The 15,621-nt window shown below is 44.2% G+C and carries 13 protein-coding genes; 12 read left to right on the top strand and 1 reads right to left on the bottom strand.

What is annotated here, in order from left to right; genetic code table 11:
- The first annotated feature begins 12 nt into the window (after positions 1-12).
- The 9 genes from WSWS_RS05475 to WSWS_RS05435 all read left to right on the top strand — a co-directional run bounded on the left by WSWS_RS05475 (position 13) and on the right by WSWS_RS05435 (position 10,309).
- Positions 13-1,026, top strand: a complete 1,014-nt coding sequence (locus tag WSWS_RS05475; protein WP_070230833.1) for a lysylphosphatidylglycerol synthase transmembrane domain-containing protein — start codon at positions 13-15, stop codon at positions 1,024-1,026.
- Entirely contained in the window at positions 1,023-1,274 is a 252-nt protein-coding gene (locus tag WSWS_RS05470) for a DUF1797 family protein (RefSeq protein ID WP_070230337.1), read from the top strand. Before WSWS_RS05475 ends, WSWS_RS05470 begins: the two co-directional genes overlap by 4 nt.
- A 96-nt stretch (positions 1,275-1,370) precedes the next feature.
- Positions 1,371-3,641 carry an LTA synthase family protein gene (locus WSWS_RS05465; RefSeq protein ID WP_114981162.1) on the top strand — a complete coding sequence of 757 codons (2,271 nt, stop codon included), beginning with the start codon at positions 1,371-1,373 and terminating at the stop codon, positions 3,639-3,641.
- A gap of 261 nt (positions 3,642-3,902) precedes the next feature.
- Positions 3,903-5,363 carry a cardiolipin synthase gene (cls, locus tag WSWS_RS05460; RefSeq protein WP_070230336.1) on the top strand — a complete coding sequence of 487 codons (1,461 nt, stop codon included), beginning with the start codon at positions 3,903-3,905 and terminating at the stop codon, positions 5,361-5,363.
- A gap of 27 nt (positions 5,364-5,390) precedes the next feature.
- Positions 5,391-6,677 carry an EF-P 5-aminopentanol modification-associated protein YfmF gene (yfmF, locus tag WSWS_RS05455; RefSeq protein ID WP_070230335.1) on the top strand — a complete coding sequence of 429 codons (1,287 nt, stop codon included), beginning with the start codon at positions 5,391-5,393 and terminating at the stop codon, positions 6,675-6,677.
- 5 nt (positions 6,678-6,682) lie between these two features.
- Complete coding sequence (gene yfmH, locus WSWS_RS05450; protein WP_070230832.1) at positions 6,683-7,948, top strand: EF-P 5-aminopentanol modification-associated protein YfmH; 1,266 nt, start codon at positions 6,683-6,685, stop codon at positions 7,946-7,948.
- A 118-nt stretch (positions 7,949-8,066) separates the two neighbouring features.
- Entirely contained in the window at positions 8,067-8,990 is a 924-nt protein-coding gene (locus WSWS_RS05445; RefSeq protein WP_070230334.1) for a helix-turn-helix domain-containing protein, read from the top strand.
- A 20-nt stretch (positions 8,991-9,010) separates the two neighbouring features.
- Entirely contained in the window at positions 9,011-9,595 is a 585-nt protein-coding gene (pgsA, locus tag WSWS_RS05440) for a CDP-diacylglycerol--glycerol-3-phosphate 3-phosphatidyltransferase (protein ID WP_070230333.1), read from the top strand.
- Positions 9,596-9,799: 204 nt separating this feature from the next.
- Positions 9,800-10,309: an MscL family protein gene (locus WSWS_RS05435; RefSeq protein WP_070230332.1), complete on the top strand. Its 510-nt coding sequence runs from the start codon at positions 9,800-9,802 to the stop codon at positions 10,307-10,309.
- A gap of 121 nt (positions 10,310-10,430) precedes the next feature.
- Here WSWS_RS05435 and WSWS_RS05430 read toward each other — a convergent pair whose 3' ends face one another.
- Positions 10,431-10,937 carry a hypothetical protein gene (locus WSWS_RS05430; protein ID WP_070230331.1) on the bottom strand — a complete coding sequence of 169 codons (507 nt, stop codon included), beginning with the start codon at positions 10,935-10,937 and terminating at the stop codon, positions 10,431-10,433.
- Positions 10,938-11,079: 142 nt separating this feature from the next.
- Here WSWS_RS05430 and WSWS_RS05425 point away from each other — a divergent pair, with 142 nt between their 5' ends.
- From WSWS_RS05425 to WSWS_RS08190, 3 genes are read left to right on the top strand one after another with little or no spacing between them, the layout of a single operon-like run.
- Positions 11,080-12,240 (top strand): exonuclease SbcCD subunit D, encoded by a 1,161-nt coding sequence (locus WSWS_RS05425; protein WP_070230330.1) that lies wholly within the window; start codon positions 11,080-11,082, stop codon positions 12,238-12,240.
- Between the two features lies 1 nt (position 12,241).
- Positions 12,242-15,421 carry an AAA family ATPase gene (locus tag WSWS_RS05420; protein WP_070230329.1) on the top strand — a complete coding sequence of 1,060 codons (3,180 nt, stop codon included), beginning with the start codon at positions 12,242-12,244 and terminating at the stop codon, positions 15,419-15,421.
- A gap of 41 nt (positions 15,422-15,462) precedes the next feature.
- Positions 15,463-15,603: a hypothetical protein gene (locus WSWS_RS08190; protein WP_164699448.1), complete on the top strand. Its 141-nt coding sequence runs from the start codon at positions 15,463-15,465 to the stop codon at positions 15,601-15,603.
- The last annotated feature ends 18 nt before the right edge of the window (positions 15,604-15,621 follow it).

Below are 15,621 nucleotides of genomic sequence, written 5' to 3'. Positions count from 1 at the left end.
AAGATGGGAAATGTGACACGAAAAAATGGCATAGTGTTCATCCTAATGTTACTGGTTGGGGTGAGCGTATTTTGGTGGTCTATGCGTAGCGTTAAACCAGTCCAATTTTTCCACTCACTAGCATCGGCAAATTGGTGGTGGTTGTTAGTGGCGGTCGGGGCGATGTTACTCTACTTCGTCTTGGAAGCGGCAGTAATCAAGGTGTTTGTCGATACTGAACACGGCAAAATGAGTTGGCACAATGCCATTCGTGTGCCCTTGGTCGAACAACTCGGTAATGGGATTACACCATTTGCCACCGGGGGGCAACCCATGCAATTGATTGCGATGGCCCAAACTGGGATTGATCCTGGTCGAGCGGGGTCAATCTTGCTAATGAAATTTGTGGTCTATCAAGGCATGATCGTTTTAAATTTTTTGATGGCACTGACCATTGGCTACAATTATATTGCCACTAAGTTACATGCGTTGGCCTTGCTAGTTATCTTGGGATTTATTATTCATATGGCCGTGATTGTGGTCTTGTTATTAGTGATGTATTTGCCACGATTGACGCATACGTTGATGCATTGGATAATGATACCAGTGCGATGGTTGCGACCCAAAAAAGTAGTGGCGTGGTCAACGGTATTATCAGAAAAAGTTGATAGTTTTCATGATGAGAGTCGGCGAATGAGTCACAATTGGCCAGCCTTGCTCAAAGCCATTGCCTTAACTTTTGTCCAACTCTTTTTTTACTACTTGATTCCATACTTTATCTTGCTGGCGATGGGTGTGTCACATATCAACGTGATGTTAGTGACCTCGTTGCATATTTTGATTGTGATGGTGATCTCGCTCTTTCCAATTCCCGGCGGGGCTGGTGGTGCAGAAGTCAGTTTCCAAATGTTATTTAATAGTTTCTTACCAACGGCCGCTGAACTTGTTTTAGTGATGGTCATTTGGCGATTAATTACATACTATTTGGGGATGTTTCTGGGAATTGTGGCGTTTAATATTTCTGTAAAGAAGGATAACGAACAATGACAGAAGACACCGAGTTACAACATATCATCCAACGCATCAAAGCGATGACGTTAGATGATAAAAATGAACTGCAAGAACGTCATTTTGATAAATTTGGGGTGACGGTGGTGACCGTTCAGTTTGATCGACCATCAAGCACATTTGCGCTGGTGAACGGACGCAGTGATAAGAAATTTGCGTTCGATGATCTAGATTTATTAGCGATTGATGTCTACGAAGCTCTTAATGAATTCAAGGAAATCTTTTAAGCTATCTTTAAGTACACAATAAGCTTGTTGAGTATACTTAACAATGGCTTAAGAGTGACATAATTAATAAAATTTCGAAAGAGAAGGTACATTATCGTGCAACGTTTAGTATCAACGATACGAAAATGGTGGCCAGATTTTAATTCAACGGTCGGCTTTTTCATCCTATCTGTCTTCCTGGTCACGTTAAAAACATACTGGGCATATCAGTTTGAGTTTAGCTTAGGCGCTACGGGAGCATTACAACAATTCTTGTTGATTTTAAATCCGATTCCAACCGCCATTATCTTGTTGAGTATCGCGTTGTACTTCCGTGGACGCATTGCGTACTGGTTGATGATGCTGATAAATCTGCTGCAGACTGTCTGGCTGTTTGCCAACATTTTATACTATCGTGAGTTCTCAGATTTCATTTCATTGAATATCGTGAAGGCAGGGGGTTCGGTTGACAATAATCTTTCCAAGGCAATCGGCGGGATTATTAAGCCGATCGACTTTGTGGTGTACATTGACCTGATTGTCTTGTTAATTTTGTTATTACTGAAGATTATCAAAGTTGACAAGACGCTGATTCAGAAACGCTTTGCTATTTTGATGACCGTTTTTGGGGTTGTTTTAATGATGGTTGACTTTGGTATCGCTTCAAAGGACCGCTCTGGTTTGTTGACGCGCACTTTCGATAATAACTACATTGTTAAATATCTAGGGTTGAACGAATACGCAGCTTATAACATCGTTAAGACGAATCAACAAGCTAATGAAGTTAAAGAAGCCAAGAGTTCTGATTTGGATAAGATTAAAGCATTCACTAAACAAAACAAGGTATTGGCGAATGCAACCACCTTTGGTAAAGCGAAGGGAAAGAATGTCATTATCTTCCATCTGGAGTCATTCCAACAATTTATGCTAGATTATCGATGGGATGGCCAAGAAGTAACCCCTAATTTGAACGCTTTTTACCATGATACAAATACCACTTCTTTTGATAACTTTTATAACCAAGTTGGTCAAGGAAAGACTTCTGATGCCGAGTTGATGCTAGAAAATTCATTATATGGTACGGCCTCAGGTTCAGTCATGACTAATTATGGTACAACGAATACATTCCAGGCAATGCCGAGTGTGTTGGATCAAATGGGGTATACGACGGCGGCCTTCCACGGTGATGTCCCATCATTTTGGAATCGTGATAATGCCTACAAATCTTGGGGTTATCAATACTTCTTTTCAAAGAGTTATTACAAGGATCCGGACAACCCCAACTATAATATCGGTTACGGTTTGAAAGACAAGATTTTCTTGAAAGACACGGCAAGCTATCTACAACAATTGCCACAACCTTTCTATGCCAAGATCATTACGGTCACGAACCACTATCCATATGACCTGGATTCACAAAATATCTCAATTAAAAAGACCACGACTGGTGATTCGACGGTCGATGGGTATGTTCAAACCGCGCGGTATCTTGACCAGGCCTTTGGTGAGTTTGAATCCTACTTAAAAAAGGCTGGCTTATGGAATAAAACGATGATTGTTTTATACGGTGATCATTATGGTATTTCAACCAACCATCAACCGGCGATTGCCAAGTTGTTAGGTAAGAAAAAGCTTAGCGCAACTGATTTAGTTAATTGGGAAAAAGTCCCATTCATGGTACGCGTACCTGGTATGAAGGGTGGTATTAATCATACTTACGGTGGTGAGATTGACGTGATGCCAACCTTGCTTGGTTTGTTGGGTATCAAAGATGAGCAGGTTGTCCAATTTGGTACGGACCTATTATCATCTGAGCACCGCCAAGTTGTGCCATTCCGTAATGGTGATTGGGTTTCCTCTGAATATACCAAGATAGGTTCAAGCTACTATGTCACGGCGACGGGCACTAAGATTAAGCCTAGTGAAGATCCACGAGTTAAGCAAATCATCAAAGAAACGAACAAATTTGTGACGCAAACGCTGGATTACAATGATAAATTAATTCAAGGAAACCTATTACGATTCGCTTCTAAGAGTGAACTGAAACGGGTTAATAAGAAAAACATCTCCTACAAAACTTCAACGGGCATTGCTAATTTAAAGGCAGCGCAGAAGAAGGGGACGAGTGTGAAGGCCCAAAATGGTGGTAAATCAACGCTGGATAAGTATGTGACTAACGCCCCAGAACTTGGTGGCATTAAGCAGACTTTGAACAACGATGATAATGACCTAGTGGACGGCATTAAAGAGAGTTCTATTTTGGGTGACGATTCGAATGTCTCTGCGACACCTGAGTCGATCCTCAGTGGTCATGGTTCGGATAATTCGAAGAAAACCACGGATTCATCTTCAAGCAGTTCAAGCTCAAGCTCAAGTTCAAGCAAATAGGCACAAGATTCCTGAGAAAAGGCAGCATCGATCTGATGCTGCCTTTTCATTTACCATGAATGACATTGGCTATTGTACTTGCTAATTATCTGATTTTACAGTATTCTATATGAGCATTCATAAATATTTTATTGAGGGCCCACGGTATTGCTAGCTGTGGGTCTTTCTGTATGCGATGAATTAGCCTTAAAATAGGCTAATTGGTAGTGTATACTATGATAAGCTCGTATTATTGATTTAGAGCAACGGAGGGGTTGGAAAATGGGCAATTTCATCACATATCATTTAGTCGGGACGCTTCTTTGGACGACATACATACTAAATATGTTAGCAGCCATTATCACGATTTTCAGGGAACGTCGTGATGTGACGAGTATTTGGGCTTGGTTAGTAGTGTTACTCGGCTTGCCAATTATTGGCTTCGTCATTTACTTTTTCCTGGGACGTAAATTATCATCTAAGAAAATTTTTAGCTTGCAAACGCAGGAACGGATGGGCCTAAATGAAATTGCCCGTAACCAAAAACTCTTGCTTGATGAAGTCGATGACCAGTTTAAAGAAAAGTATGAAGAGCAAAGCTTCGTGCGGCTGTTCCTGCAAAATGAAGAAGCCATTTTGACGCAAAAAAATGCCGTGCGCATTTTCACAGATGGGCATAAGAAGTTTGCGCAATTATTCGATGATATTGAACGAGCGAAACATCACGTTAATTTAGAATATTTTACGATTTACGACGACCAAATTGGCAATGAACTGGTTGATTTGTTAACCCGCAAGGCCAAACAGGGAGTGCGGATTCGCGTGATTTACGATCAAATGGGCTCAAAAGGGCGCCATGATCGAATGTATAAGCGATTGCGGGCTGCTGGCGGCCAAGTGGAACCCTTTATGGCGCCACATTTCTTACCAGTTACCTTTCGCGCGAATTTCCGTGATCATCGTAAGTTAGTCATTGTAGATGGTACAATTGGCTACATCGGTGGTTTTAACGTGGGTGACCAATACCTGGGACGTTTTCCTAAATTTGGTTATTGGCGGGATACGCATTTACGGATCGAAGGTGATGCTGTTTTGGCCCTACAATCGCGTTTCTTTACTGATTGGAATGCGACTGTGCGCAAACAGAAACTAGATTTTGCACCAGAATATTTTCCGACAACAACGGTACGTGGTAATACAGCCATGCAAATTGTTACGTCGGGACCGGATACGGATGAAGGTCAGATTGAACAAGGGTACTTGAAGCTGTTTGCAACTGCTAAGCAGACAATTACTATTCAAAGTCCTTACTTTATTCCAGATGCAAGTATTCTCAAGGTGTTACGGATGCAAGCCTTGTCAGGTGTTCGAGTACGCTTGATGATTCCACATATGCCTGATCATCCATTTGTTTATCGCGCGACCGAATACTATGCGCAGGAGATTTTGGATGCTGGGGCAGAGGTCTATCGCTATGATGCAGGCTTTTTACATGCCAAAGTGGTCACAGTGGATGGTCGGATTGCTTCAGTGGGTTCAGCAAATATGGACATTCGTTCATTTGGTTTGAACTTCGAATCAAATGCATTCATGTATGACCAAGAAATTACTGAAGCATTGGAACAAATCTTTGAATTAGACGTTTTGCAGTCAACCCAATTGACGACCGCCTACTTCAAAAATCAATCTTATTGGAAGCGATTCAAACAACGTTTTTCACGTCTGCTCTCACCTATTTTGTAGGCGTGCCGGGAATTTTCTCGGATACATATGATAAATTACGAAAATGAAGGTGGCAATGTGCTGAATACTACATTACATGCAGGTGTGAACTTGCATATCATCCCAACGACTCAATTTGCGACAACGCAAATCGTGGTGAATTTTGCGAATCAAAAAGATCAAGTTGATATTGCTGGTCGTGCACTGGTGGCGGATATGCTAGAAACTGCGTCAGCTAAATTCCCCAGTCAAACGGCTTTTTCAACACGGTTAAGTGAATTATATGGCGCGGATTTTAGCGCGTACGTCACGAATACCGGCTCAATCCATGCATTACGTTTGACCTTAACGGTTGTGCACGATGCCTTTGCAATGGGAACTAATTCATTATTGGCTGATAGTTTAGAGCTGCTTGCCGAAATTATCTTCAATCCAATGGGTGATCCACAGCAGGGCTTTGATGTGACGATGTTTGAGCGCCAAAAAGAAAATGCACTTGATGGGCTGGCTGATTTACGTGAAGATAAGGGTTACATTGCAGCACGTGCAATGTTGCAACACTACTTTGATAATGATATCGATGCCTTGGCTGCATTTGGTGATGAAACATTAATCGAAGCAACCACGGCTAAAACGGCATGGGCCGCATGGCAAGCCGCTTTGCAACACGATCAAATCGATATCGTTGTGATGGGGGATGTCGATACACAACTGGTTCAAACAAAATTAGCGCACTGGGCATTTGCAAATCGCAAAAATACCGTCACCGCATATTTTGAACACCCATTAAAAACGCAAACAGCAACAATTACGGCCTTTGATGACATCATCCAAACCCGTTTGGTGCAGGGATACCATGTTGCTGTGCCAATTGCTGAACGGTTTAGTGTCTACGTCTTTAATGCGCTATTGGGCGGGTTGGCCGTATCACGACTGTTTTTGAATGTGCGTGAAAAAGCGGGTCTGGCTTATGCAATCAGCTCAGATTACAATCCATATTCCCGTTTGCTCATGATTGAAGTTGGCTTAGAACGGCAGCAAGTGCAGGCGGCTCAAAATTTGATTGCAGTTGAAATTGAACGCCTTCAAACAGAATTATTGGCCGATGAAGAATTGACGATGATTAAAAAACTGATGATTGCGGATTATATGGCGAACTTAGATCGTCCAAGTAGTGTGACTGATCGGGTGGTGGTGCAATTTATGACACAACAATTCGTGGACGAAACAGAATGGGTTGCCCGGGTTCAGGCGGTTACAGCCACTGATATTCAAATGGTTGCACAGCGACTGGTGCCCCAAGTCATGTATCAGTTAACTGAGAAAGGGGAATGATGGTCATGGATTTTATGCACACAGTCAGTCATACGCAATTAGCTAATGGGTTACGGATCCATTTGGCCCCAAGACCTGAATTTCATCAGATGGTCGCCATGCTGAGTGTCAACTATGGCGCCCGTGATCAACGATTTCGGTATCAAGGTACTGACTACCAGCAACCGGCGGGTGTTGCCCACTTTTTAGAACATAAGATTTTTACACAAAAGGGGTACGATGCGTTCACTCGTATTAGTGAGCTAGGCGCCAATGGCAATGCTTTCACAACACAGAGTCGGACAAGTTATTTTATCAGTACGACGGGGCAGTCGTATGAAGCTTTGCGAGAATTGTTGACCTTTACGCAACAACCCTTCTTTGAAGCGGCCACCGTTGCCCGGGAAGCTGAGATTATTAGTCAAGAAGTGGACATGTATCAAGACGATGCAGATGCCCGCTTATATCGTGAGTTATTAAAACAACTTTTTCCAGGTGAACCGCTAGCGGATGATATTGCCGGTACGCGCGCTAGTGTGCGTGCCATCAAGCCGGCAGATTTGCAATTAGCGTTTGATGCGTTTTATCAACCGGCTAACATGGATGTGTTTATCACGGGTAATTTTGATACCGCCGCAATTATGGACCTCATCAAGGATTCACCGGCGGGTGTTCGCCAGGGTGGCGCAGTAGCTCAGGTGTTATATCCTAACGACGCCACGATTCGGCACGAATTAGTTGAAGTCGATGTCCCCACGGTACGTAATAAGATTGCCATGGGGCAACGTTTTTTCGGTCGCGAGACGCTACCCCAAGGCGTCGATGCCTTACGGCAGGTGATTGCATTATCGATGGTGACGGACTTGGTATTTGGTGATTATTCACCAGACTATATGCTCTGGTACGATGAAGGCCTAATTGATGAAAGTTTTACCACTGAATTTGATTGGGAGCGTGGTTTTGCCTTTCTAAGTGTTGCTGCTGAAACAGCTGAACCAGAGGAACTGGTGACCGCCGTGTCAGCGAAATTGGCTAATTTACCGTCTGAATTTATCGCTTTGCGCTCGAAATTTGAGTTGGTGAAAAAGGATGCTATGGGCCGCTTGGTTAATAAATTAAATAATTTAGAAGAAATTGTGACAAGATTTGAAGGGGCAACGTTTGCCTATACAACATTGGTAGATGAGATTGATATCTTAAGGACACTCGACTTCGATGAGGTGTTAACAATTGTGAAAAATGCACAGGTTACGCCAATAACAAGCATAATTGCCCGCCCAAAAATGGTGTAAGTATGCTAAAATTAGGGTTAAATGCAATTATTCGGAGTGTTTACTATATTAGTAATCTCTCCACTTACTAAGTACGAAGGAGAGGTACTGTGATACTGCGCAGTACAAAGAGTGTGACATGACTGAGAACACTAGCCGCACGGTCGGTGAAGAACTACAAGCGGCACGTCTTGATAAAGGTCTGTCCTTGGATGACATCCAAGCGACGACTAAGATCCAGAAGCGTTACTTGGCCGCCATTGAAAATGGGCAATTTGATCAGTTGCCTGGTGCTTTCTACGAGCGTGCTTTTACGCGCCAATACGCTGCGGCTGTTGGTGTCGATGCAGATGAACTTATCAAGAAGCATGAAGGTGATGTGGCGCCAGCATTGGCTGCGACAGAACCAGTGCCTGATATGTCAAATGCGCGCGTAGATGCCGATAACATCACGCGTACTGGTATGCATCGCGCAGAGGAATCTGCGATTGAAAAGACGCGGGGCTTAATTCCAAAAATTATCGCGGTGATTGCGATTATCGCGGTGATTGGTTTGATCTGGGCGTTGGTTTCAACGTTTGCAAGTAACGCCAAGAATAACGCAACCTCTGCATCATCTGAAGTTGTCACGACGACTTCTAAGGTCGCCTCAAGTAAGAAGAATTCAGCTGCTAAGAGTGAAACGACCAAGTCAGGTACCTCTAAGAAAACCGCCAGTGCGAAGTCGGCTTCTGCCAAGAATACGACAACGATTGGCACACCAACGATTTCGGGCACTACTTCAACGATTGCCATCACGACGAATACGGCGAAGGCACATACCTTGGTATTGACCGCTGCCGGTGACGTCTGGTCACAAGTGACCATTGATGGTTCCCAAGTGTATTACCAAACGTTGCCGGGCTCAACATCAAAAGAAATTGAAGTCCCCGCTAATGCGCAATCGATTAGCCTACATTTTGGTAATGCTGACAACGTGACAGTTCAATTTGACGGCAAGGACGTGACCATGAATAACACCTCACTGGTGTGGACGGCCACTTTGAATTTAACCGATAATTAATAAAAAAGAAGACAAAAATTATGAATCTCCCTAATAAATTAACCGTATTTCGAATTATCTTAATTCCTTTATTTATGTTGGTATTGGGGTTGCCGCTAGACTGGGGCACATGGTCAATTGGTGGTGCTCAATTGCCAGTGACACACCTGGTGGCCGCAATTATTTTTATCGTCGCTTCATTAACCGATTTAGCGGATGGTAAGATTGCCCGTAAATATCACCTGGTTACGAATTTTGGTAAATTTGCAGATCCATTAGCTGATAAACTACTCGTGATGACTGCCTTAATTTTCTTCGTGCAGTTCGATTGGGTACCAGCGTGGATTGTGGCCATCATCGTCATTCGCGAACTGGCCATTACTGGTCTACGAACTTTGATTGTCGAAAATAATGGTAAGGTGATGGCTGCAGCCATGCCAGGCAAGATCAAAACAACCTCGCAAATGGTCGCGATTATTTTCTTCCTGCTGCATAATATTTTCTTTGCTGCCATCGGTTTTCCGTTTGCAACAATCATGATTTGGGTAGCGCTGATCTTTACGATTTACTCAGGAATTGATTACTTTATTCAAAACCGCAACGTCTTTTCAGATGGGTTCAAATAAAGTCGAGGCACATACCGCTTAAGGTATGTGCTTTTTATTTCATTGTGAGATGCAATGATCATTGTGTGTAGTTGGTTGTATAGGCAAGGCTGATGATGGGCCATTTATATGACAATCATTGCGTAAAGTGTTTACAAAGTTTATTGCCGTAATATAAGATATGATTTTATAAGTACGCACGGTGCGAGTAGAAAGGAACTAAACATGCCATTATTTCATACAAAGGTTCAAACGGTTTTACCGAATCAGATCACGGCTGGCATCAACGAGGTTTTGCGCAACAGTACGATCACAGACTTTCGTAAATTCTTGACGAATGACAAAGTCCTGGGCTTTGCTATTGGTGTGGTCGTTGGTAACACATTTACTGACACGGTGAAGCAATTTGTGGCATTGATGCGGGGCATCATTAAATTTATTTCAACCTTTCTTTTCACGGCGCAGCACACAGTCAGGTGGCAGTTGATTCCGTTTGGTGATTTTGTATCATCAGTCGTTTCGATGCTTTTAATTGCCGGGGCGGTATTTGTGCTCGTGAAGATTTTGAATTCAATCTGGGCACAGGATGAAACGGAACAGTTTGGATACAATGCGACTCTGGTTGAAACCAAAATGTTACGAGCAGAACAAGCGAAGACCAATGAGTTGTTGGCAAAGTTAGTGGCTTTACAGACTAATGCCGACAATCAGCCGGCGCCAAAAGAAGAAGTCTAATCAAAAGACACTGCAAACCGTTCATGGTTTGCAGTGTCTTTTGATTACGCTAATTGATTACAGGAGTTCATGAAATCAGCTGAGGCAATCTTTTCAAGACCGCCGCGCGAATGCAGGGCATTTAATTAGTGAGTGCCGCAAAGTGATAATTATTTTCGCGGAGATTATAGTGTGAAGCGTTACCAGTGAGATTTTGAATGGATGCCTGATTAGTGACTGTCCAATTGAAATAGTCTTCACGACGTTGCCAAGTTTCCAAAAAAACGAAGTCGTGCGAATTAGCGACTTTTAACAACCGGGTGGACAACCAACCATGTCGGTTAGCGACATCGTGTGTGGTCCAGTTATGCCACTGTCGTAAAAAGTTGTCGCGTTCCATATCGTTTAGGGTGATAAAAGTCCAGTGCATCCAGCCACGAATATCTTGCGTATCACCGTATTCTTCCATGATGGTGTAGGTGGTCGGTGCCGCAAAGACCGTGTCTTCGTGATCAGTTAATTCAATTAATTGGTAGCGTAGGGCATCCCGTTCATCTTGGGCCATCAATAGTGTTCGGTTTGAATAGGTATTACGAATATTTTGTAATACGGCTTTAGAACCAAAAGTGACGTGTAAGTATTTAGTCATTGATGTATCCTCCATTGGGTTGATACTTTATATTATACGCGTAAACGCTTACACTGCATGCAAAAATGATGGGTAATTTATGCAGGTCTCGAATATTGCTATAATAGACTCAATATATATGAAGTGAGTAGCGGAGGCACATATGAAATTTCTACATACAGCTGATTGGCATATCGGTAAGGAACTGGGAGCATTTTCGTTGCTATCTGAGCAATGGAATGCTTTTCAACAAGTTGTCGCCATTGCCGAAGATGAAGCTGTCGATGGGATTATTATCGCTGGTGATCTATATGACCGTGGTATTCCACCATTAAATGCTGTTGAAGCATTTGAACAAATGGCCCGCATTATGAACCTTGAGCATCATTGGCCAATCTACGCTGTTTCAGGTAATCACGATGGGGCGGTGCGTTTAGGGGCCGGTCGAGAGTGGCGTGAAACCACTGCTTTTTTCATACACACAACCTTGGCAGAAGCTTTTGAGCCAGTAGAGTTGCCAGACATGCAGATTTTTATGCTCCCATTTTTAGATCCATTGGATGCGCGCATCTATTACCAGATGTCTGATGAAGAAAGCCGGGATTACACGAGCATTGAAGCGGTGATGGCTAGAATCATTCCTGATCTGGTTGCTAAATTTAAGCCAGGCAAGCATCACATTTTGGTGACGCATTATAACGTGATTGGCACAGGGAACATAGGCTATGAACTGACCTCTGAAACCAATTCACAAGTTGGGGGGTTAAAGGGTGTCCCAGCAAGTTTGTTTGCCGATTTTGATTACGTGGCGTTAGGGCATATTCATTTGCGCCAAGCCAGCCCAACTGACACCATCCGGTATGCAGGCTCCCCGGTTAAATTCAATACTAAGGAAGCTCAAGCTGAAAAAGGGGTTTATATCGTTGAGGTTGGTGACACGGTTACTGTGAAGTGGCGGCCCATTCAACCCGTCAAAGATTTAATCGTTATCAAGGGCACGTTTTCAGAAATCACCGCACCAGCCTTTTATGAGCAGTACGCGCGGGAGGGTGCCAATTGGTTTAGCATATCGTTGACTGATTTTCCAGATGTTCGGAATGCACGCGGGATTTTGACGACCATTTATGGCGATATCGTGGAAGTCAATTATGTTGGTCAGAATGCACAATTGGGTAATGTGGTGCAGTCGGAATTGGTGGATGGCACCCTTTCCGATCAGGAAATCATCAGTCATTTTTACGAAACGGTCGCTGAAAAGCCGCTGTCAGCTGAACAAGTTCAGCTAGTAGAAATGATGCTGACCGATATTGGACGAGGAGTGTAAGATGCGACCATTAAAAATTAAAATGCAAAATTTCGGGCCCTATGCTGATGAGACCATTGATTTCACAAAATTCACGGAGTCACAATTATTTTTGATATCGGGTCAAACTGGTGCCGGTAAAACGACGATGTTTGATGCTATGACGTATGCGTTATTTGGGGATGTCATCGATCGTAAAGGCACTGAGATGCGCTCAGAGTTTGCCACCCCTGATGACGCGACTGCGGTAACTTTTTGGTTTGAGCATCATGGTAAATATTATCGGGTCAAACGGCAACCAACCTATTTACGGCGTAGTGTGCGTAGTAAAGATCCCACAAAATTAGTCGACGCCAAAGCGACCGTTGAGATGGCGGAAGTTGCTGCTGATTTGACCCATGAAACGAAAGCGCTTGGCACGAAGAAAAATATCGTTGATCGCCTAATTACGGAATTATTGCATTTAACGGCGGAACAATTTCGGCAAATTATTATTCTGCCACAAGGTGAATTTCGTAAATTTCTGAGTGCTCCCAGTGATGTCAAAGCGGATACCTTGCGTTCGTTATTTGGTACCGAAATTTTTGATACCTTTACACAGCAATTGAAGGAATCTAATAGTGCCCAGGCAAAAGCGATTGAAAAGCTGACGGATCAGGTTGAGGGCCAATTTACAAATTTATCATGGCCAACGGACACTGTTGAACCGGTAGCTGGTGTGCTATCTGAACGCTTGGCCCAGGCCCAACAAGTCAAGGTCGCCGAACAGTCTAGATTGGCAGGACTGCAAAAAGAGGCCGAGGTCGCTGAGCAACAGCAGACGGAGGCAGCCCAGGCGTATAGCATGGCTGTGACTTTATCAGCGCAGTTTGATCGGCATCAAGAACTGGCCGTGCGTGAGGCGAGCTTGTTAGCCGACGAACCGCGGTTTGCGCAACAACGACAGCGACAACAATGGTTACATGAGGCTTTGAGTTATCAGCCACAAGTGGTGTCTTATCAAAGCTTGCAAAAAGAGGCCGAGGAACTGACAATAAGGCTAGCTGACTTGGTCGCTGAACGGACCCAGGTTTTACAAGAAGTGGCGGCCCAAGCAAAACGGCAGGACCAGTTGACAAACACCCAAACTAAAGTGACTGACGCGCGCGAACGTCGGCGTCAGATATTAGAAGAGTTGAAACCCTTAGCAGTCCGAGTGACTGATTTGGAGGGTCAAATCGATAAGACAGAGCACCAACTCCAGACTGACACCAGCCAATTAGCAAGTGTTCAGACGGATTTTGGCACTCAAGAAACGCAGGTCCAGTCCTTACGAGATCAACTTGACCAATTGGCCGATTTGAAGGAAGTTGAACGTCAGCAACACGATTTAGATTTGCAGTATACCGGGTTAGAAGCCCAACAAGCAACGATTATGCAAACTGAACAGGAGCAACAGACGCAACGCGCTAAATTAAATGAGTTGCAGGCGCGGGCTGAACGATTAACAACGCAAAATGAGACTGCGCAGGCAGCGGCTCAAGAAGCCAAGCGGCAACGGGCACGGATTATGATTGCCATGTTGCAGGCAGATTTAGTTGTTGGTGAGCCTTGCGCTATCTGTGGTGAAATTTTTACTGGCCAACACAATGATGTTCATCTCCAAAACCTGGATCAAGCTGACTTGCATCAGCAAATGGATGCAGTTGATGCAGCAGAACAATGGGCGCAAGAGGCGTTGACCGCTCTCACACAGGTGCATACCGAGATGACAGGCGTGCAGCAAGCACTAGATAAATTAGCTGTCACGATAGGTGAGTCGCAACAAGCACTGGCCGACGCGTATGCTGATTTTTTGGTGACTGCAGCTGCATTTGCCACGACGATGACCTGGCCAGCTGCATTTGAAGCAGCCCAGGTGACCGCGAATGTGATGACATTACGAGATCTGTTGAAAGCCAACCAAACCCGCTATGAGGCGCTCACCGCTGCCAAGGCGACTGCTCAGTCACAACTAAATCAGACGACCGCCGCCATTGCACAAATAGAACAGCGGTTAACCACCGGGCGAGTCAGCCGCGAGGAGCAACAACACCAGTTAGCCCAGTTGACGGCCGGGCAAACAGTGTTATCGATGACCGCCTACGATGAAGAAGTACAGCAATTAAATGGCGTGATTAGCACCTTTGAAGAAGCACAAACCGCATTGGCCAAGGCACAACAAAAAACCGCCATTGCGATTGAACGCATTGAGACCCAGTTGAAATTAGCACAACAGCAGCAAGCTGAGGTGGCCATGCAGATAACAGCCCATGAAGAGGACTTTACGGGGTTGTTTACCAAATTTTCAGTCACCAACTTGACTGACTTCATCGAGCTTTTACAACAACCAGGATTAGCGGATGAAGCAAATGATCTTCAGCGCGAGATCACAACCTATGAAGCTAATGTGCAAGCTGTCCATGAGCAGTTGACCCAGCTCAACGCGCAATTGGCGGATCAATCGCGGCCTGATTTAGAAGCACTACGCAAAGTTCAGACAGATGCTGAAATGCGGTATAAGCAAAGCCATGAACGGTACATGATAATCCGAACGACCGTCACCAATTTTGCGCACCAAGTGGACGCCATTGCGACACAAATCAGGGCGATTGAACAAAAAAATGCGGCCGGGAAAGCCCTAAATGAATTGGTGGTCGTGATGACCGGTCGTGGTCGGATTAAGCTTAATTTGGAACGGTATGTCTTACGCCAGTTTATGCTTGAAGTATTACACTATGCTAACGCCAATTATATTAATACGCTGTCAAATGGGCGTTATCAATTTACCTTGGATGACACCCAACATGGTGTGCAAAATCAAAATGGCTTGGAAATTAACGTCATCGATTATGCAGCTGGTGGGGTGCAGCGCTCAACGACGACCCTTTCAGGCGGAGAATCCTTTATGGCAGCGTTGGCGATTGCGCTATCGCTGGCTGAAGTGGTGCAAAATCGCGCGGGTGGTGCCAAAATTGAGGCATTATTCATCGATGAAGGGTTTGGTTCATTAGATAGTGGGACTTTGGAACAGGCGATTGAGGCGTTGCGTTCGGTCGAAGCGGGTGGGCGTCTCGTTGGCGTCATTTCGCACGTTGATGCCATGAAACGTGAAATTCAACAACAATTGCTGGTGAAAAAACATGGCGATGGTCATAGTTCAATTGCCTATTCTTTGGTTTAGAATGTTACAATATAAAAAAAGCGGAAAATGAGGTTCTGAACATGAATAAGGCACAAAAGTTGGCCAAGAAGGAAGCATCCCGTTTGACAAAGGATTTGGAGCTACAATTAAAGCGTGGTTTGGTTCACGTTGAATTAGTTGATGCGTCTGAAGTTGAGGGAATCTTGTCAGAAGAAGCCTAACCAAAAAGAGATTCACTT

Origin of the sequence: Weissella soli, from assembly GCF_001761545.1 — a bacterium.
GTDB classification, from domain to species: domain Bacteria; phylum Bacillota; class Bacilli; order Lactobacillales; family Lactobacillaceae; genus Weissella; species Weissella soli.
This window is presented reverse-complemented; position numbering and strand designations above follow the sequence as displayed.

Coding starts and splice junctions, on each gene's coding strand:
- WSWS_RS05470 (WP_070230337.1), top strand. CDS start 1,023: ATGACAGAAGACACCGAGTTACAACATATCATCCAACGCATCAAAGCG.
- cls (WP_070230336.1), top strand. CDS start 3,903: ATGGGCAATTTCATCACATATCATTTAGTCGGGACGCTTCTTTGGACG.
- yfmF (WP_070230335.1), top strand. CDS start 5,391: ATGATAAATTACGAAAATGAAGGTGGCAATGTGCTGAATACTACATTA.
- yfmH (WP_070230832.1), top strand. CDS start 6,683: ATGGATTTTATGCACACAGTCAGTCATACGCAATTAGCTAATGGGTTA.
- WSWS_RS05445 (WP_070230334.1), top strand. CDS start 8,067: ATGACTGAGAACACTAGCCGCACGGTCGGTGAAGAACTACAAGCGGCA.
- pgsA (WP_070230333.1), top strand. CDS start 9,011: ATGAATCTCCCTAATAAATTAACCGTATTTCGAATTATCTTAATTCCT.
- WSWS_RS05435 (WP_070230332.1), top strand. CDS start 9,800: ATGCCATTATTTCATACAAAGGTTCAAACGGTTTTACCGAATCAGATC.
- WSWS_RS05430 (WP_070230331.1), bottom strand. CDS start 10,937: ATGACTAAATACTTACACGTCACTTTTGGTTCTAAAGCCGTATTACAA.
- WSWS_RS05425 (WP_070230330.1), top strand. CDS start 11,080: ATGAAATTTCTACATACAGCTGATTGGCATATCGGTAAGGAACTGGGA.
- WSWS_RS05420 (WP_070230329.1), top strand. CDS start 12,242: ATGCGACCATTAAAAATTAAAATGCAAAATTTCGGGCCCTATGCTGAT.
- WSWS_RS08190 (WP_164699448.1), top strand. CDS start 15,463: ATGAATAAGGCACAAAAGTTGGCCAAGAAGGAAGCATCCCGTTTGACA.